We start from the raw sequence: 18,076 nt of genomic DNA on the forward strand, positions 1-18,076 counted from the left end.
TAAGTTACCAATTTAAGTGAGACCAACCGGGTAAATGATGACATACCGCTCTTCCTACATCTGAGACTAGACATCTACGAAAGGAGCCTTCTTATGTTTTCCAACAAAACATTGCTCATCACGGGTGGGACGGGATCGTTCGGCAATGCCGTGATGGAGCGATTCCTCGATACGAACATCAAAGAGATTCGCATCTTTTCACGGGATGAGAAGAAACAAGAAGACATTCGCAATCGCTATCATCATGACAAGTTAAAATTCTACATTGGTGATGTAAGGGACCCGAACAGCGTCAAAAATGCCATGTACGGCGTCGATTACGTCTTCCATGCGGCGGCACTGAAGCAAGTTCCCTCGTGTGAGTTTTTCCCAATCGAAGCGGTGAAGACGAATATTCTCGGTACGGAAAACGTCTTGAATGCAGCCGTTGAAGCGGGTGTGGAGAAGGTCATCTGTCTCTCGACGGATAAGGCGGCCTACCCGATCAATGCGATGGGAATCTCCAAAGCGATGATGGAAAAAGTCTTCGTCGCCAAGGCCCGTGCGGTCGGGCCAGACCGCACGCTCATCTGCGGGACCCGTTACGGGAACGTGATGGCCTCGCGTGGGTCGGTCATCCCATTATTCGTGGAGCAAATCAAAAAAGGGGAACCGCTCACCGTGACCGATCCGCTCATGACGCGTTTCTTGATGAGTCTGGCCGATGCGGTCGAGCTCGTCGTCTTCGCATTCCATCATGCGCATGCCGGTGACATCATGGTCCAAAAATCACCTGCCTCGACAATCGGTGTACTCGCCGAAGCCGTGAAGCAACTGTTCGGGGTCGATCTTCCCATCAAAGTCATCGGGACCCGCCACGGCGAGAAAGCGTTCGAGACGTTGATGACCCGGGAAGAAAAAGTCGTCTCCGAAGACATGGGTGGATTCTTCCGCGTCCCGGCCGACAATCGAGACTTGAACTACGAGAAGTACTTCAGTGAAGGCAGCCAGGAACTGACGGCTCAAGGTGAGTACAACTCGAACAATACGAGACAGCTCGATGTGGAGGAAGTGAAGGAACTCTTGTTGACGTTACCTTACATTCAGGAAGAACTCGCGAAATGGACGATTCCCGCTTCCGCGAAACGGATCGGGTGAGCGTGATGACCAGACAACGACTCGTCTTCTTATCCAACATCGCTTCCCCGTATCAAGTAAAATTCGCTGACGTGCTTCAAGAGCACGTTGATACCGAGTTTTGGTTTTATAAACAAATCACCGATCAGCGACCTGACTGGTGGATTATCCCACTAGGTAAACGCTGTCGCGTCTTGAGAGGATCCTATTTCTCGAAAAAGACGAACTATCTGTCACTCGATGTCTTTCTCCAACTTATCCGATTTCGACCACATATCTTGCTGCTAGCCGGCTTCACCCCGTTCCATGCCCTGCTCTTACAAATCGTCAAACTGTTCGGGGTGCGCGTCGTCGTCATGAGTGAACCGATTCGAAACGTACGGGGCGAGACCAGCGGCGAATCGACGTTATTGACAAGAGAGAACGGCTTGCAAAAGACGACGCGGATTCATCGACTGTTCAAGCGGGCCGATTTGATTTTCGGAATGGGAAACGTCGCACGCGATCAATTTATCAAGGAACTAGGCTTCTCTTCCAAACGAGTCGTCTCGGCACCCTATCCGATTGATATCGAGACGCATATGTCGCACCCATTGCGTCAGAAAGGACCAAATGACCCGATTCATCTGTTATTTGCCAATCGCTTAATTGAACGTTATCAACCACTCGTCGCCTTGGAGGCGTATCGAATCTTGAAAGAAGAATATCCGAACCTTTCCATGTCGCTCAATCGAGACGGTCACCTCGCGGATGCATGTCGACGATATATCGAGGACGAGCAGTTGAAGGACGTCACGTTCCTTGACGAAATCGAGTCGTGGGACGGATTGAATTTCGTTTACCGGAGTTCAGATATTCTCGTGCTGCCGGCGACTTATTCGAACGGGAACATCAGCATCATTGAAGCCTGTGCGTCTGGGATGGGTATCGTCGTCAGCCATGACGTCAACAACGTTGCGCGCCATCTTCACGAAGGAATCAACTGTTACAAGTGTGAACCGAACGTGGCGTCACTCGTGACCGAACTGAAACACTATCTCGACCATCCCGAACGATTGACAGCTCACGGACAGCAATCGAAAGAACTCGTGACGCCACGACTGAACGCCAACACGGCTGCCGTCTACGTCGACTTACTCCAACCACTCTATCGCAAAGGAGATTCTCACCATGCTGAAGCTGCTGTTGCTCGGGGGAGCGATGCATCAAGTTCCCATCATCCAAAAAGCGAAACAACAAGGGATATTCACCGTTCTCTGTGACTATTTACCGGATAATCCAGGTCGACTCGTGGCCGATTGCTATTACTGTACGAGCACCCTTGATCGGGAGGCGGTCCTCGCCATCGCGAGAGAGGAAGGCATCGATGGGATTGTCGCCTATGCCTCTGATCCGGCGGCGCGAACGGCCGCCTATGTCGGAGAGGTACTCGGATTGGCGACGAACTCGCTTGAAACGGTCGAAACGTTGACGAAGAAAGCGAAGTTTCGAACATTCCTACAGCGACATGACTTTGCCGTCCCGGAAGCCTTTGCGTTCACTGAACTGGAAACGGCGATCGACACGTTACGGGAGCGAGCAGGTGAATATATCATCAAACCGGCCGACGCCTCTGGGAGTAAAGGAATCAGCAAGTGGAGTCGTAAAAATGGGACTGACGAGCAGCTTCGTGTTCAGCTACGATCCGCCTTTGCGATGTCGTTTAATCAGGAAGTGATCGTGGAGGAGTTTATCACGCGAGACGGCTATCAAATAGGTGGTGATGGGTTTGTCGTCGACGGGGAGTTGGTGTTTCGTTGTTTTGGAAACGGACACTTCAATGTGAACGGAGTCAACCCGTTCGCCCCGATCAGTGCGAGTTTTCCGAGTGTGCATCCGCCTCACGTGCTTGAGCGAGTCCATCAGACGTTGCAACGCATGTTGACTGAAGTCGGCTTCAAGCAAGGGGCGTTCAACTTCGACATCTTCGTCAAAGGAGAAGACGTCTATCTGATGGATATCGGTCCACGGAACGGAGGGAATTACATCCCACAAATCATCGAACAAGCGACAGGCGTCGACTTGGTTCAGGCGACGATTGATGTCGCACTCGGGATGCCGGTGACGATCGAGATGAAACCAGTGACCGTACCGTCTGCCTATTTCATCATCGGCAGTCAAGAAACGGGGCGATTCATGGGCGTCCATTTCGATGAAGACGCATATACGATTCGACAAGCGAACATCTATTATAACGTCGGAGATGTGGTCCCGCGCTTCGAAGGGGCAAATCAAGCACTCGGTAGTTTGATTCTAGAATTTGAAGACGTCGAGACGATGCTTCGACTCGTCGAACATCCCGAGCGATGGCTGACCTTACACATCAAGTCGACCGAAGAAACGGAGGGAGAATCATGGACATCGTCGTCACCGGTGCGAACGGTTTTTTAGGCAGACACCTCGTTCACGCCTTGGAGCGGGCTGGGCATCTCGTCCTCCCGATCACCCGTTCGACCTCATCCATGGAACGAAGCCACTATCTGCGTCGAGCGGACGCCGTCTATCATGTGGCCGGAGTGAACCGTCCCGAACGAGTCGAAGAATTCACGACGGGAAACGTCGACTTGACCGAGGCGATTGCAACCGAATTGCTGTCCTATAATCCGGTCCCCGTCTTTTTCGCCTCATCGATTCAAGCGACTCAAGACAATCCTTACGGAAACAGTAAACGAGAAGCGGAGGACATTTTGCGGCTGTACGGTCAACGGAGCGGGGCACCGGTTCACATATATCGGCTCCCGAACCTGTTCGGCAAATGGGGGCGACCTTTCTATAACAGTGCGGTCACGACGTTTTGTTATCAGATTGCACGAGGAGAGGAGATCACGGTCACACATCCCAATCACGTGTTGACGCTCGCCCATGTCGATGACGTCGTCGCATCGTTTTTAAGGGCGTTGCATAAAACAGAGAGCACCAATCCAGATGTCACGACACACCAAATCACATTATTCGACCTTGCCCGAATGATTGAATCGTTCGAAGCTGTCCGAATGGCTAGAGGAGTACCGGATGTATCGGATCCTTTTACAAAAAAGCTGTACAGCACGTACTTAAGTTACTTGCCGAAAGAACGGATGGTCACGCCTCTCTTGATGCATCAGGACGTGCGGGGATCGTTTACAGAACTGTTCAAGACGCCCGACCGTGGTCAAGTCTCCGTCAACGTGGCCAAACCTGGAATCACAAAAGGGGAGCACTGGCATGAGTCGAAACATGAACAGTTCATCGTCGTCAGCGGTGAAGGCGTGATTCGGCTCCGGTTGATGAACCAAGATCAAATCATCTCGTTCCATGTCAGTGAAGAACAGCTTGAAGTCATCGAGATTCCGCCAGGTTACGTTCACCATATCGAAAACACGGGCGTGAAAGATTTAGTGACGGTGATGTGGGTGAACGAGCCGTTCGATGCGAGTCAACCGGACACCTATCGAGCCACTGTCGCACAAGACGCGGAAGTCTCATAAAGGAGGGATTCATCATGGTCATGGTGAGCATCAACTGCATCACATACAATCACGAGAAGTACATCGCTCAGGCGATTGAAGGCTTTTTGTCACAGCGCACGAACTTCGAGGTCGAGATTCTGATCCATGATGACGCCTCGACGGATCGGACGGGAGACATCATCCGGGAATACGTTCAGAAATATCCTGAAAAATTCAACGTCATCTATCAGACGGAGAATCAATATTCAAAAGGCGTGTTCATCGGTCGGTTGAACGAGGAGCGGGCACGCGGCAAATACATCGCGGTTTGTGAGGGCGATGATTACTGGACCGACCCGTACAAACTGCAAAAACAAGTCGACTATATGGAAGCTAATCCGGACTGTACACTTTGTTTCCACGATGCGTACGTTGAGACAGGTGGGAAGCTTCACACGAACTGGCACGTCATTCCATGGATGCCGGAAAATCGAAAGCTCGCCTCATCCGTGCCCCGGACGTATGACGCCGGAGAGTTACAGTTACTCGGGTTCGTTCCCACGATGTCCATGTTGTATGTGAACGATTTCCATGACGCTTCGCGATGGCTCGAAGAGACGCCGGCGCGAGATGCATCGATTCGCTTGTATATCACGAGCAGGGGATACGCCTACTACATGCCGGAAGTGATGAGTGTCTATCGCTATGAGGTCGAAGGGTCGGCGACGACCATTTGGAACGAGGGGAATGTCGAACGTGACGTGAAGCGACATGAGGAGTTCATTCGTTTCATCAACTTATTTGATGCCTATACAGATGGGAAATATCATCAGGAGCTGGAGTTGTCCCGGATTTCCTTTGAAGTGGGGCTCCACCGATTGAAAGGAGAGTATGATGCGTTACGTTCTACTCGATATGACGCGTATCTCGATCGATTCGTCGGAATCGATCGAATCCGACCTTACCTAATGATCAAACAGCCACATTTAACGGAGTGGCTGATTAAAATACGAAATCGGGCATTCGTGTGAACGAAAGGAAAAGGGGTGATTTCACCATGAGTGGTTCAAATGTAGAAACAGATGCCGTCATTCCCGTCACACGACCGAGTATGCCGGATTTTGATACGTATGTCGAGATGATTCGCCCCCTTTGGGAGTCGCGTCACTTGAGCAACCGTGGCGAGCATGTGCGGGCATTAGAAGAAGAGTTAGAGCAACGTCTAAACGTCCCGCATGTCTCCCTATTGACGAACGGTCATTTGGCTCTCGAGACGGCGATTGATGTGCTCGGGTTGACGGGTGAGGTCATCACGACGCCGTTCACGTTCGCTTCGACGACGCACGCGCTCATCCGAAAACAGATCACCCCTGTCTTTTGTGACATCAACCCCATCGACTACACGATTGACGTCAACAAAATCGAGGCGTTGATCACGGAACGGACGACGGCCATCCTACCCGTTCATGTGTATGGGAACGTATGTGACGTGGAGGCGATCGAACAACTCGCAAAACGCCATGGGCTCCATGTCCTCTACGATGCGGCGCACGCGTTCGGTGTCCGGCACGACGGGCGCGACGTCTCGACGTTCGGCGACCTGACGATGTTCAGCTTTCATGCGACAAAAGTGTTTCACACGATTGAGGGTGGCGCGCTCACGTTCCGGGATGCCCGTTACGTCGAAGCGATTCATCAAGCCGTCAACTTTGGGATCACCGGACCAGAATCCGTCGAATCGGTCGGGGGCAACGCCAAGATGAACGAGTTTCAGGCGGCGATGGGACGGTGCAATCTCCCACGGATCGATGCCGACATTGAAAAGCGGAAACGTTTGGTCGAGCGATACGACACCCGTTTAGGGGATGCTTCGTTTCTGCGCTTGAACCTTCGGAATGAACGGACCGAGTCCAACTATGCGTACTATCCGGTTCTCGTCACGAAAGGGAGAGCGGCGCGCGATGACACGATGGCATACTTAGCGCAACATGGGATTCTCGCCCGGAAGTACTTCTATCCGCTCGTGACCGATTTTTCCTGCTACGCATTCGACGCATCCGTACCGAACGCCACATACGTCTCGGATCGGGTGATCACGTTACCTCTGTATCCGGACATGACAATGGAGATGGTTGACCGCATTTGTGACGTAATCCTTGAAGGAGGGAATGAACGATGAAAGGGATCATTCTAGCGGGTGGGAACGGGACGCGTCTCTACCCGATGACGAAAGCAGTCTCGAAACAGCTATTACCGATCTACGACAAGCCCCTCATCTATTATCCGATGTCTGTGTTGATGCTCGCCGGCATCAAGGAGATTTTATTGATCTCGACCCCTAAAGACATCTCCGGGTATGAGCGACTGTTCGGTGACGGGCATCAACTCGGAATCTCGATTACGTACCAAGTACAAGAGCGTCCGGTCGGTCTCGCGGATGCTTTCATCTTAGGAGAATCGTTCATCGGGGGCGACTCGGTTTGCCTCATCTTAGGGGATAACGTCTTCTATGGTCCGAACTTGACGCGCTTTTTACAGGATGCGAAAGAGCGGCAGTCAGGCGCGACGGTGTTCGGGTATCCGGTCAAGGATCCACGGGCATTCGGTGTCGTCGAGTTCGATGCGGATCGACGCGTCTTGTCCATCGAAGAGAAACCGGTGGTCCCGAAATCCAATTATGCGGTACCGGGGCTCTACTTTTATGACAATCAGGTCGTCGAGTTCGCGAAACAAGTGAAGCCGTCCCCGCGCGGTGAGCTTGAGATCACGTCAATCAATCAAATGTATTTAGAACGAGGCGAGTTGAACGTCGTCTTGTTCGGTCGCGGGATGGCATGGCTCGATACCGGTACGCCAGAGGGGATGATCAAAGCCTCCATCTTCGTACAGACGGTACAGGAACGGCAAGGCTATTACATCGCATGTCTGGAGGAGATTGCGTGGCGTCGTGGGTTCATCACGCGAGAGCAATTGGCCGACATCGGTCAGACGCTCAAGATGACCGATTACGGACAGTATTTGATATCGCTTCTAGAGGAAGGAGAACAGACCAATGCATACGATCCTAGTGACTGGCGGAGCCGGGTTCATCGGTTCAAATTTCATAAAACACTTTCGGGAGAAACATCCAACGTCACGAATCGTTAACGTCGATGCGTTGACCTATGCCGGCAATTTAGAGAACGTCCAAGCGTTCGAGCACGACCCGCTCTACGTGTTTCGGAAAGTAGACATCCGTGACCGTCCAGCGATTGATGAACTGTTCTCTCTCTTTGAGATTGACGAAGTCGTTCATTTTGCAGCGGAATCGCATGTCGACCGAAGTATTCTTGAGCCGGAGTTGTTCCTCTCGACGAATATCTTGGGTACACAAGTGTTGCTCGATGTGGCCATGCGGCATTGGAAACGGTACCCGGATGACAAATACAGTCGAGACTATCGAGACAATGTCTGTTTCGTCCATGTCTCGACGGATGAGGTGTATGGGTCGCTCGGGGAGTCGGGGTTCTTTACAGAAGAGACCCCCCTCGCCCCGAACAGTCCTTATTCTGCCTCGAAGGCCGGGTCCGATTTGCTCGTTCGTTCCTATCATGAGACATATGGCTTACCGATTAAGATCACCCGTTGCAGCAACAATTACGGTCCGTATCAATTCCCCGAGAAACTGATTCCGCTCATGGTGCACCATTGTATGACCGATCAACTGCTTCCGGTGTATGGGAACGGAGGACATATCCGGGATTGGTTACATGTGCAAGACCACTGTGAAGCCATCGATCTCGTTCGACAAAAGGGGCAGGTCGGAGAAGTTTATAACATCGGCGGACATAACGAGAAGACGAATCTCGAGCTCGTCCGAACGATTTTACGAGCGTTTGACTTACCTGATGACCGCATCCAATTCGTGACGGATCGCCCTGGCCATGACCGCCGTTATGCCATTGACGCGAAGAAAATGCAAGACGAACTCGGGTGGGTGCCACGCTACAGTTTTGAACAAGGAATCGAAGAGACGATTGAATGGTACCGGTCACATCCGGAATGGGTCGAGCGCATCGTTTCGGGAGCGTATAAAACTTATTATCAAGACATCTATTCTTCCTAAGTCTGAGTCGTTCTATCATCCCGGGGAAAGGAGGGGATCGACATGGTGATGGTCAGCATCGACTGCATCACGTATAACCACGAACCGTACATCGCCAAAACGATTGAAGGATTTTTGATGCAGGAAACGGATTTTGATTTCGAGATCCTGATTCATGAGGATGCCTCAACGGATCGGACGGCGGACATCGTGCGCGAATATGAAGAACAGCACCCAAACCTCATTCGGGTCATCTATCAAACGGAAAACCAATATTCTCAAGGGATCATGGTGAATCTGTTAAACGAAGAGAGGGCGCGTGGCAAGTACATCGCGCTTTGTGACGGGGATGACTATTGGACCGACCCACATAAATTGCAGAAACAAGTCGACTATATGGAAGCCCATCCGGACTGTACGCTCTGTTTTCATGATGCGTATGTCGAAACGGACGACACACTCCATACCGGATGGCGCGTCATCCCGTGGATGCCTGAAAACAGAAAGTATGCCTCGACGGAGCCGCGGACCTATCATGCCGGGGAGTTACAGCTACTCGGCTTCATTCCGACGATGTCCATGCTGTACCGAAATGGACTGACAGACAATGTGTTAGATTGGATTGGCGATACACCCGCATTTGATGGCGCGCTAAAACTGCACGTCGCAAGCCAAGGTTACGCCTACTACATGCCTGAGGTGATGAGCGTATATCGATTCGGTGTGTCCGGGTCGGTCACCACGAAGTGGCGTCAACGAAACAGGGAGCGCGACATCGAGCGGATCGAGGCGTTCATCCGAATGATGGATGCGTTCGATTCCTATACGAATGGCAGATTTCATCAAGAAATCGAAATTTCTCGCTTATCGTTCGAGGTCGGCTTGCATCGGCTCCGACGAGATTTTCAAGCGCTGAAGTCACCCCGATATGACCAATATGTGGAGCGTTTCGTCGGGAGAGAGCGGCTACGTCCCTACTTGATGGTACGACATCCGCACTTGATGGAGTGGTTGATTCGCATGCGCTCGTTCCAGCTCGGCTAAGGGAGGCGGCTCAAATGAAATTAGGGATCATGCAACCTTACTACTTCCCATACCTTGGTTATATTCAATTGATGAACGCGGTGGACCAGTTCGTCATCTTGGACCATGTGCAATTTGCGAAACGAGGATGGATTCATCGAAACCGCATTTTGGTCGAGGGACACATCAAACCGATCCATCTGAAAATCGATCATATGACACAACATCGTACGATCCGTGAGCATGAACGGATTCTCGATCCAGTTCATGAGAGCTATCAACTGCGCTTATTGCACCATGCGTATCAACGCGCACCAAGTTATGCCGACGTCATGCCGATGGTGGAACGAATCATTAAAAATGAAGAACGCAATGTCGCCACTTATCTAGAAACGTTATTGACGGAAGTGCGTGACTATCTCGAGATGGATACGGAGTTATTGGTCGCCTCCTCGCTCGATTACGACAAGTCGCTGAAGTGTGAACAACTGGTGCTCGAGATTTGTCATCATTTGCGTACCTCGCATTACATCAATGCGATTGGCGGGCGGGAACTTTATGACAAACAGCGTTTCGCGGAATCCGGGGTGCCGCTTGATTTTATCCAGATGGATGCGGTGGAATATGCTCAATTTGGTCATCCGTTCACACCCAACTTGTCCATCATCGATATCTTGATGTTCAATTCGAAGACGAAAGTGCGTGAATTGCTCCACGCCTATACGCTCGTCTAATCGGGCGAGATAGAGGACGCAACGATTAGAGGAAAGGGGATGAACACGTTGAACACATCATTTGAATGGACCAATCGACGTCTATTCTTCAGCCCTCAGCGAGACGCATCACTCGACTGGATGGATGCGTTCGCACAAGGACCTTGTGTGTTGGAACGCGATACCTATTTGCGGATCTATTTCAGCTGTCGACCGAAACCGATCGATGGACGCTACGTCAGTCACAGCGGGTATGTGGATGTCGCAAAAGAGGATTTCTCGATTCTTCGAGTGAGTGAACGACCGATACTGGAGCTCGGTGCACGTGGGACGTTCGACGAGTTTGGTGTCTATCCGTTTTCGGCGATTGAGGTCGAGGATGAGGTGCATGCCTATTACGGGGGCTGGACGCGTACGGTGTCCGTTCCGTTTAATGTGAATATCGGAAAAGCCATCAGTCGGGACGGCGGACGTACGTTCGAGCGCGTCGGTCCAGGACCAATCCTATCGTATACGCTAGACGAACCCTTCATCTTGAGCGGACCGAAGATTCGACGTTTTCAGGACACGTGGGTGTTGTTCTATATCGCCGGACGAGAGTGGATCATGGATGGCGAACGTCCGGAACCGGTGTATAAAATCCGGTTGGCCACGTCGAAGGACGGGGTCACGTGGGTGAAGGCAGGACGAGATTTAATCGAAAGCGTACTTCCGAATGAAGCGCAGGCTAGTCCAGACGTCTTTTATGAGGATGGACGCTATCATATGTTTTTCTGTTACCGCGACGCGACCGATTATCGGAAAAATCCCGAGCGGACGTATCGAATCGGATATGCCTCTTCTCCGGATTTCCTCCATTGGACGCGTGACGATGACGTGATGAAGTTCTCGCGGACAGAATCAGGATTCGATGACGAGATGGTTGCCTATCCCCATACGTTCACGTTGAACGGAAAACGATATTTACTTTACTTGGGCAATGAAGTCGGACGAGAAGGATTCGGCATCGCGGAGCGCAAGGAGGGAGCGAGATGAAGTGGAAGAAACTCGGACACATCTTCGACCCGGCGCCGTATGGATTTTTCGGGGAGTACTCCTCGTTCGCCCAGTCCCCTCAGGCGCTCGTCTTCGAGGATTTTGTGCGCATCTATTTCTCGACCCGTGAACCGGACGGTGACATGTTCAAGAGCCACGTCCGATATGTGGACATGACACGTGATTTCAACATCATCGACGTGTCCACAGATGAGATCATCCCCCTTGGAAAACGGGGGACGTTCGACGAACACGGGATCTTCCCATTTCACGTCACGCGGACGCGTGATGGGCTTTGTGGCTATACGAGTGGCTGGAGCCGTCGTGACTCGGTGTCGGTCGAGACGGGGATTGGCCTCTCTGTCAGTCGGGATGAGGGGGAGACGTTCGAACGGCTCGGCGACGGACCGGTATTATCGGCAAGCATCGAGGAACCGTTTCTCGTCGGCGACCCATTTGTCGTCACACGGGAACAATGCTATATGTATTACATTTACGGGACGACATGGAAAGAGGGTCCGGATGGCGTCCAGGAACGGACCTATAAGATTGCGCTCGCCACGTCAGAAGATGGACAGACGTTCAAGCGTCACGGAAGAATCGTTTCGGATACGATTGCGGACGAGAGTCAGGCGCTTCCGACCGTGTTCGAAGCGCACGGACGCTATCATATGATTTTTTGTTATCGAGACACCTTTGGCTTTCGGACCGACCCGTTACGCGGATATCGATTAGGTTACGCCTATTCGGAAAATCTGTTGGACTGGACGCGTGATGATTCGGCACTCGGATTCGAGCGAAGTTCCGACGGATGGGATGCGGACATGGAATGTTACCCGCACGTCTTCGAGTGGGACGGTCGGCACTACCTCCTTTATAACGGGAACGAGTTTGGGAGACATGGATTTGGCGTCGCTGTCTTGGAGGATGTATGATGACTCGCGACCAAGGGACGGTTTCTGACTATGTGGCGCATCTTGAGGCGTGTGATCATCTGTTCCCGACCAAGCTGTCGGAGCGGGTAGCGCTAGAGCCATACGCTTTGAAGCTCTACGAACGGGCAACGTCGTATGAAATTTGGAACGACGGGCGTCTCGTCGGGCTAATCGCAGCATACATGGATACGGACATCGTCTTCATAAGCCATATTTGCGTGTTGCCGGAAGCGCCGTCCGGTAGTGGACACGCCTTACTGGAAGCGTTATGCGAAGAAGCGGTTAAGGCGAACAAACGGAAGATTCACTTGCACGTCGAGGCAACGAACGAACGGGCGATTGCCTTCTACATGCGACACGGCTTCAGCGAGCTCGACCGAATCGATGATGTGCTCGTCATGGAGAGTGTATTATGAAACGCATCTCTCTCGTATTTTAGAATAAGAAAGTTAAATACAAACCGAAGCTGATCCTCGTCCATCGTACGAGGATTTTTTGATGAATGCAGGAAACTGATAAGCTTTATCGAATACGATAAAAAGAAAAAGCGCCTGACCGAGGTCAAACACTTTTCTTGAGCTCTCGTTTCCGGTCGCGTTGTACTTTCCAAATCATCGATCCAACGATGATCAGGATTGGCGCGATGACCCATGGACGGGCTTCGAGAATCGAGACGAGTTCAAAAATGGAGAGCCATCCGCTCACCATGATCAAGACTAGCAAAAAGGTTTTCAGTCCCCCCCGGACCGGAAGCCAAAAATAAACGAACAATGTCACTAAGAAGAAAGCGATTAAGCCCATGCGGTTTGTCCTTTCACCCATCATTTTGACTCATTATAGCAAAGAACATCGAGAGAGTGTTAGAAGCTTCACTTCTTCGGCGTGTTTCGGTACGCTTATAAAAGATGATTGAAGGAGGAACTGATGTGAAATTTGGAATTATTGGTTTAGGATACGTTGGATTGGCTACACTTTGTGGTTTGGCAAAAGCCGGTCATCACGTCATCGGGGTTGAAGCGGACGAAGAGAAGCTACGTCTTCTCATGAGTGGACACCCGCCATTCCATGAACCAGGCATGGCAGAGGTGTTGCAAGAGCACGCCGACCAGATCACCCTGACAAGCCGAATCGCGGATACGGAGCAGGTCGACTATTTGATTCTTGCGGTCGGGACACCGAGCAAGTCGGATGGAAGCTGTGACTTATCTTATATCGAAGCAGTCTTGTCGGAACTAAACACAAAGCATAAAATCGTCATTCGTAGCTCGGTCCCGCCCGGCATGACAGACTTACTGAACATCATGTATCCCTCTCATACGTTTGCGATCGTACCGGAATTTTTACAAGAAGGACGCGCGCTCGCAGATGTCATGAAACCACACCGTGTCGTCATCGGGTGTGTAAATCTCGAAGTTGCAGAAGACTTGGCAGGAATCTACGGCCGCCTTGGCGTTCCGCTCATCTGTACGACACCGATCAATGCAGAACTCATCAAATACGCCTCGAACGCCTTTTTGGCCACGAAAATCAGCTTCATGAACGACTTGTCACGTCTAGCCGATCAAGCTGGCGCTGATATTTCGACGATTGCGGACGGGATGGGACTCGATCCGCGAATCGGGCGTTCGTTCTTGAACGCGGGCATCGGGTACGGAGGTTCGTGCTTCCCGAAAGACATGAACGCACTCCTGCACGTCGCGAGTGAAAACGAGATCGACCTACGTGTCATCCGGGCGGCGACGAAAGTGAATGAGACGCAAATCGAGTACGTGCTCTCGAAATTGAACGTTGAACCGAACATGCGCGTGGCTATCCTTGGTTTGGCATTCAAACCAGGAACAGACGATATGCGAGATGCCCCATCGATTCTCCTCGCCCACCACATGGTGGCCCGTAACGTGGACGTCATCGGGTATGACCCGATTGCGACGTGGGACTATCCGCAAGCGACGACGGTCGAAGAGGCGCTGAAGGGAGCCGATTATGCCATTCTCGTCACAGAATGGGATGAGATCGTGAACTTGGCACCGAATGCTTTCAACGGCATGCGCCAGCGTCGATTGATCGATGCACGAAACGCATGGAAGTTCGCACGCGATCCGGGCGATGTATCATACGAAGGAATCGGACGGATGCAACGTCCGTCGAACACACCGACTTCAAACTAAAACTGTTCAGGACCGCTCATATAGGCGGTCCTGTTTTTGCGAGACGTGAATCTTTTGTAGCAGTCATGGCGTATAGAAAGGAGAGAAGGCGAGGCATATGTGGATTCTCATTCTAGCAGCAGGAATCGTCATCGCGTTAGGCTTCGCGGTTGACAGGCTCGGTTGGTATCACTTGATCTCTGGATACAATACAATGTCGAAAGAGAAACAGGAGCGGGTCGACATCAAAAAAGTGGCGCGACTGATTGCCTGGATGTGTTACGGGATTAGTGCGCTTTTTCTCATCATTGCGCTCATCGAACTGTCTGGTTGGAACGTTCCGCTCGAACCGTTCTTTCTCGCCCTGATGGTATTCATTGTCGGGATGCTTTGGCGGATGCAGCGCTATGACGGTAACATCTACGATGGAGCGGGGCGCTTGAGACCAGATGGGAAAAAATGTCTCATTCCGATCATCATCGTCTCTGTCGTCTTACTCGTCGGTGTGCCGGCGCTCATGTTTTGGTTCAGTCAACCGACTGAGGTGATCGTGACGGATGAGGCGATCGTGATTGAAGGCAGTTATGGTCGTGAGGTCCCGTTTGATGAAGTGGAAGACGTGACATGGACGACATTGCCGGATATCGCGCGTCGAACGAACGGAGCAGATACGGGAACACGTCTGACCGGACATTTTCGGACGGAAGCAGGGGAGGATGTGCTCCTCTTTATCGACCGTGATGTCGAGCCGATGATCCGACTCGATTGGTCAGACAAAACAATCTATCTCAATCAGTCTTCGGTTAAAGAAACGAGGCAGTTATATGAGGACATTCGTTCACACTAAAAAGGGACACTCAATGCGAGTGTCCCTTTTTGTTGACCCATGATTCGAATGAGGCTGCGTCCAGGGCGGGTGAGAAGTAGAAGCCCTGTCCGAGTTCGACTCCTTCACGAAGCATGCGTGACAGGTCGCTTTCGGTCTCAATCCCTTCGGCGAGAGCGGTCAGCTGTTGCTCGTTCGCGAAGCGAGAAACGGCACGTAAGAAGGACGTACTTTCTTTCGCCTTTCCACTCACATACATCCGGTCAATCTTCACTTCTTGAATCGGTAGGTGCCAAATCGCTTCGAATGAGGCGTATCCGGTCCCGAAGTCGTCGATTGATAGGCAATAACCAAGGTCGGAGATGTCTTCTAATCGTTCGAGTTCACTCGCATACGACATGATGTCCGAGGACTCGGTCAATTCAATCTTCAAGCGGTCAGGTAGCCACGGGTATACCTCAATCGAATCCCGAAGCTTCGCCACGATGGAAGGGTCGACCGAATGGGCCGACAAGTTGAACGACAAGGAGATGTCTTCAAATGAAGTCCCTTGCCATGCGACGAGCTGGGAAATCGTCTGATCGAGAATATTATGTGAGAGCCATAAGATTTGATCGGAACGTTCCGCGATGCGAATGAACTCGTTCGGTGGGATGACTCCGATGTCAGGATGTGTCCAACGAGCGAGCACTTCCGCGCCGACGACGCGACCGGTTTTCAATTCGACTTGCGGTTGATACGCGACCGTCAATTCTCCTTTTCGGATGGCGTCCGGAAGCGCTTGTTCAATCAATGCGGCGAGTTGCATCTGGGCTAAAATTTCCGAGTCATACCAAACCGAAGGGGTACGTGTCTCTTTGGCGTGCTGTAACGCCTTCATCGCCTTGAACAGACAATCGTTGTAAGTCGATTCCGTCTCAGTTGCCCCGATTTGAATATGCACATTTTGACGTTTATGGTTGATTGTCACTTCTGTCGGGAAGAGCTCCAACAGCTCGTGCTCATCCTCGTACGAGAAGCCTTTGACATACAGCATAAACGTGTCGTCTCGGTATCGACCGAAGAGATGTTGGGCATATTTCGAAAGACGGGACTCGACGGCGCGCGCAAACTCAATCATGAGCAAATCGGCATACGCAGGGTCGTACCAATCGACGAGATGATGATAGTCATGAATCCGGATAAGGACAAATGCACCGTCAATCTCTTGCTTTTCCCACTTGCGAATAAAACCGTATTCGTTATAGAGATTGGTCGCCAAGTCGAAACGGACGAGACGGTCGACCTTCCGTTCCCGTTCGACCCGGTCTGTCTCATCTTCGACGATGAGGTAATACGTCAACTTTTCCTCACGCTTGAGCGGCGTCAGTTTCACATTCAGATAACGGAGGTGTTCCCCTTTCAGATGAATGATGAACTGGGCACTCGTCCCATGTTCAGTCACACCTTCGAGCGCTTGTTCAAACAAACGGCGACCCGTCTCGGTGAACAATTGATTAATCTCATATAAGTTCCGATCACCGAAAAACTGTCGGAACATTTCGTTGCGCTCAATTAAATTATACGAGTCATCCATCAGTGCGATGGCGAGTCCCGTTTCAGAGAAGAGGGACGACCAACGTTCGTGATAGCGCACGAGATCTTGCGAACGATTTTCAAGTTCATGAACAGTCGAATGGACACTCGTGGCAATCTCGCGTAACTCGTCCTCGATCCCTCGGAAATCATGTGTTTTCGGAAACATCGCTTCGACAGGTTCTAGGCTAGGGTCGATGGCGAGTGCGCGTGCCTTGAGATGCGCCAAATCGTGATTGTAACGATTGCGTGTATAGTAGAGCAGGAATAAGAGTCCGAGAGATAAGAGCAACGTCACCACGAATGAAGTGGTGGCTAAGACTTGATAATGCTTACTTTCTTCTTGAAGCATCGTCTCAGAACTCGAACGGATGGAACGAAGGGCACCATAGGCGTCCTCGTAGACATTCGTTGAATTGACGTAACGAGCTTCTAGAGACGCCTCGCGATTCGCCATATTCGCAAAGGACTGCCCGCTTTCCGCCACGTCGATGACCGCTTTCGACTGCAGTGTCTCATTCGATTCAATGATGGTTTGAACAAGTTTTGCTTCGCCGACAATCATGTCCACGGTGTTTGTGAGTTGATCCGCATCAATCGGGTTACGGAAGAGGGCTTCACGATTCCGCATAAGAATCGATTGCATTCGCATGATAGCATCAGTCAGTTCGTATGCCGCATTCGATTGATTCGTTTGCTCGAGTGCTTGATATAGCCATCGTCGATTGATGGAACTGATGACATCGGTTGGGACCGCCTCGAACTGTTCTGCCTCGAGAATTTGATTCAACTCATTTGAAAACGTCTGTAGCGTCTCCCGTTCCCGTTCGTTCACACCGTCCTCAAAGTCGTTCAATAAACGCTCATTGTATTGGAGTGCCCGTTCTTTGTACGGTGTGGAGAGGAAGGATGTCGTCTGATTCGACTGCTCCTCATACCGGGTCGCCGCCTCGAACAGAGACACGTATGCTTCGACACCAGCTAGGTCTGCCGCTTGATTCAAATTCGTAATCGTCTGGTCGATGGCTTCTTGTTTTTCATGCCAATAAAAACTCGTGCCAAGTCCAAACAACAGGACACCGATGAGACAAGCAATCGCGAGCACCATCGTGTAGGTACGGTATGGAATTTTTGCAAAACGGGGTTGGCCCATCC

General features: G+C 51.3%; 17 protein-coding genes. 15 read left to right on the forward strand and 2 right to left on the reverse strand.

Features of this window, described 5'->3' with window-relative positions; all coding sequences use genetic code 11:
* Positions 1 to 93: 93 nt before the first annotated feature.
* Genes KNO69_RS01890 through KNO69_RS01950 form a run of 13 tightly spaced genes read left to right on the forward strand, consistent with a single transcriptional unit; the run spans position 94 to position 12,789 of the window.
* Positions 94 to 1,137, forward strand: a complete 1,044-nt coding sequence (locus tag KNO69_RS01890) for a polysaccharide biosynthesis protein (RefSeq protein WP_012727238.1) — start codon at positions 94 to 96, stop codon at positions 1,135 to 1,137.
* Positions 1,101 to 2,378 carry a glycosyltransferase family 4 protein gene (locus tag KNO69_RS01895; RefSeq protein WP_214815639.1) on the forward strand — a complete coding sequence of 426 codons (1,278 nt, stop codon included), beginning with the start codon at positions 1,101 to 1,103 and terminating at the stop codon, positions 2,376 to 2,378. The genes KNO69_RS01890 and KNO69_RS01895 overlap by 37 nt, the downstream gene beginning before the upstream one ends.
* Entirely contained in the window at positions 2,287 to 3,546 is a 1,260-nt protein-coding gene (locus KNO69_RS01900; protein ID WP_251124842.1) for an ATP-grasp domain-containing protein, read from the forward strand. The genes KNO69_RS01895 and KNO69_RS01900 overlap by 92 nt, the downstream gene beginning before the upstream one ends.
* Positions 3,510 to 4,622, forward strand: a complete 1,113-nt coding sequence (locus KNO69_RS01905) for a polysaccharide biosynthesis C-terminal domain-containing protein (protein WP_214815643.1) — start codon at positions 3,510 to 3,512, stop codon at positions 4,620 to 4,622. Before KNO69_RS01900 ends, KNO69_RS01905 begins: the two co-directional genes overlap by 37 nt.
* 14 nt (positions 4,623 to 4,636) lie before the next feature.
* Positions 4,637 to 5,614, forward strand: coding sequence for a glycosyltransferase family 2 protein (locus KNO69_RS01910; RefSeq protein ID WP_214815646.1), 978 nt, complete (start codon positions 4,637 to 4,639; stop codon positions 5,612 to 5,614).
* A 26-nt stretch (positions 5,615 to 5,640) separates the two neighbouring features.
* Complete coding sequence (locus KNO69_RS01915; RefSeq protein WP_214815649.1) at positions 5,641 to 6,762, forward strand: DegT/DnrJ/EryC1/StrS family aminotransferase; 1,122 nt, start codon at positions 5,641 to 5,643, stop codon at positions 6,760 to 6,762.
* Positions 6,759 to 7,730 carry a glucose-1-phosphate thymidylyltransferase RfbA gene (gene rfbA, locus KNO69_RS01920; RefSeq protein ID WP_214815653.1) on the forward strand — a complete coding sequence of 324 codons (972 nt, stop codon included), beginning with the start codon at positions 6,759 to 6,761 and terminating at the stop codon, positions 7,728 to 7,730. Before KNO69_RS01915 ends, rfbA begins: the two co-directional genes overlap by 4 nt.
* Positions 7,636 to 8,688 (forward strand): dTDP-glucose 4,6-dehydratase, encoded by a 1,053-nt coding sequence (gene rfbB / locus KNO69_RS01925; protein WP_214815656.1) that lies wholly within the window; start codon positions 7,636 to 7,638, stop codon positions 8,686 to 8,688. Before rfbA ends, rfbB begins: the two co-directional genes overlap by 95 nt.
* A 42-nt stretch (positions 8,689 to 8,730) precedes the next feature.
* On the forward strand, positions 8,731 to 9,711 hold the full coding sequence (locus KNO69_RS01930; protein ID WP_214815659.1) for a glycosyltransferase family 2 protein: 981 nt from the start codon (positions 8,731 to 8,733) through the stop codon (positions 9,709 to 9,711).
* A 14-nt stretch (positions 9,712 to 9,725) separates the two neighbouring features.
* Positions 9,726 to 10,424, forward strand: coding sequence for a WbqC family protein (locus KNO69_RS01935; protein ID WP_214685923.1), 699 nt, complete (start codon positions 9,726 to 9,728; stop codon positions 10,422 to 10,424).
* A gap of 39 nt (positions 10,425 to 10,463) precedes the next feature.
* Positions 10,464 to 11,438 (forward strand): glycoside hydrolase family protein, encoded by a 975-nt coding sequence (locus KNO69_RS01940; protein WP_214815662.1) that lies wholly within the window; start codon positions 10,464 to 10,466, stop codon positions 11,436 to 11,438.
* Positions 11,435 to 12,373, forward strand: coding sequence for a glycoside hydrolase family protein (locus KNO69_RS01945; RefSeq protein WP_214815665.1), 939 nt, complete (start codon positions 11,435 to 11,437; stop codon positions 12,371 to 12,373). Before KNO69_RS01940 ends, KNO69_RS01945 begins: the two co-directional genes overlap by 4 nt.
* Positions 12,373 to 12,789, forward strand: a complete 417-nt coding sequence (locus KNO69_RS01950) for a GNAT family N-acetyltransferase (protein ID WP_214815668.1) — start codon at positions 12,373 to 12,375, stop codon at positions 12,787 to 12,789. The genes KNO69_RS01945 and KNO69_RS01950 overlap by 1 nt, the downstream gene beginning before the upstream one ends.
* Positions 12,790 to 12,934: 145 nt before the next feature.
* Here the strand turns inward: KNO69_RS01950 and KNO69_RS01955 are convergent, their stop codons facing one another.
* Positions 12,935 to 13,195, reverse strand: a complete 261-nt coding sequence (locus KNO69_RS01955; RefSeq protein WP_214687439.1) for a hypothetical protein — start codon at positions 13,193 to 13,195, stop codon at positions 12,935 to 12,937.
* A 104-nt stretch (positions 13,196 to 13,299) separates the two neighbouring features.
* On the opposite strand from KNO69_RS01955, the gene KNO69_RS01960 reads away from it, so the two are divergent.
* The gene (locus KNO69_RS01960) at positions 13,300 to 14,541 is read left to right on the forward strand and encodes a UDP-glucose dehydrogenase family protein (RefSeq protein WP_214815671.1); all 1,242 of its coding nucleotides are present in this window, start codon (positions 13,300 to 13,302) and stop codon (positions 14,539 to 14,541) included.
* Between the two features lie 97 nt (positions 14,542 to 14,638).
* Positions 14,639 to 15,367, forward strand: coding sequence for a DUF3784 domain-containing protein (locus KNO69_RS01965; RefSeq protein ID WP_214815675.1), 729 nt, complete (start codon positions 14,639 to 14,641; stop codon positions 15,365 to 15,367).
* Positions 15,368 to 15,377: 10 nt separating this feature from the next.
* On the opposite strand, the gene KNO69_RS01970 is transcribed toward KNO69_RS01965, so the two are convergent.
* Positions 15,378 to 18,074 (reverse strand): EAL domain-containing protein, encoded by a 2,697-nt coding sequence (locus tag KNO69_RS01970; protein ID WP_214815679.1) that lies wholly within the window; start codon positions 18,072 to 18,074, stop codon positions 15,378 to 15,380.
* Positions 18,075 to 18,076 lie beyond the last annotated feature (2 nt).

Source organism: Exiguobacterium sp. s131 (assembly GCF_018617345.1).
GTDB classification, from domain to species: domain Bacteria; phylum Bacillota; class Bacilli; order Exiguobacteriales; family Exiguobacteriaceae; genus Exiguobacterium; species Exiguobacterium profundum.

Bases quoted from the DNA above. Each gene is read 5' to 3' on its own strand.
- KNO69_RS01890 (WP_012727238.1), top strand. From the start codon at position 94: ATGTTTTCCAACAAAACATTGCTCATCACGGGTGGGACGGGATCGTTC.
- KNO69_RS01895 (WP_214815639.1), top strand. From the start codon at position 1,101: ATGGACGATTCCCGCTTCCGCGAAACGGATCGGGTGAGCGTGATGACC.
- KNO69_RS01900 (WP_251124842.1), top strand. From the start codon at position 2,287: ATGCTGAAGCTGCTGTTGCTCGGGGGAGCGATGCATCAAGTTCCCATC.
- KNO69_RS01905 (WP_214815643.1), top strand. From the start codon at position 3,510: ATGGACATCGTCGTCACCGGTGCGAACGGTTTTTTAGGCAGACACCTC.
- KNO69_RS01910 (WP_214815646.1), top strand. From the start codon at position 4,637: ATGGTCATGGTGAGCATCAACTGCATCACATACAATCACGAGAAGTAC.
- KNO69_RS01915 (WP_214815649.1), top strand. From the start codon at position 5,641: ATGAGTGGTTCAAATGTAGAAACAGATGCCGTCATTCCCGTCACACGA.
- rfbA (WP_214815653.1), top strand. From the start codon at position 6,759: ATGAAAGGGATCATTCTAGCGGGTGGGAACGGGACGCGTCTCTACCCG.
- rfbB (WP_214815656.1), top strand. From the start codon at position 7,636: ATGCATACGATCCTAGTGACTGGCGGAGCCGGGTTCATCGGTTCAAAT.
- KNO69_RS01930 (WP_214815659.1), top strand. From the start codon at position 8,731: ATGGTGATGGTCAGCATCGACTGCATCACGTATAACCACGAACCGTAC.
- KNO69_RS01935 (WP_214685923.1), top strand. From the start codon at position 9,726: ATGAAATTAGGGATCATGCAACCTTACTACTTCCCATACCTTGGTTAT.
- KNO69_RS01940 (WP_214815662.1), top strand. From the start codon at position 10,464: ATGAACACGTTGAACACATCATTTGAATGGACCAATCGACGTCTATTC.
- KNO69_RS01945 (WP_214815665.1), top strand. From the start codon at position 11,435: ATGAAGTGGAAGAAACTCGGACACATCTTCGACCCGGCGCCGTATGGA.
- KNO69_RS01950 (WP_214815668.1), top strand. From the start codon at position 12,373: ATGACTCGCGACCAAGGGACGGTTTCTGACTATGTGGCGCATCTTGAG.
- KNO69_RS01955 (WP_214687439.1), bottom strand. From the start codon at position 13,195: ATGGGTGAAAGGACAAACCGCATGGGCTTAATCGCTTTCTTCTTAGTG.
- KNO69_RS01965 (WP_214815675.1), top strand. From the start codon at position 14,639: ATGTGGATTCTCATTCTAGCAGCAGGAATCGTCATCGCGTTAGGCTTC.
- KNO69_RS01970 (WP_214815679.1), bottom strand. From the start codon at position 18,074: ATGGGCCAACCCCGTTTTGCAAAAATTCCATACCGTACCTACACGATG.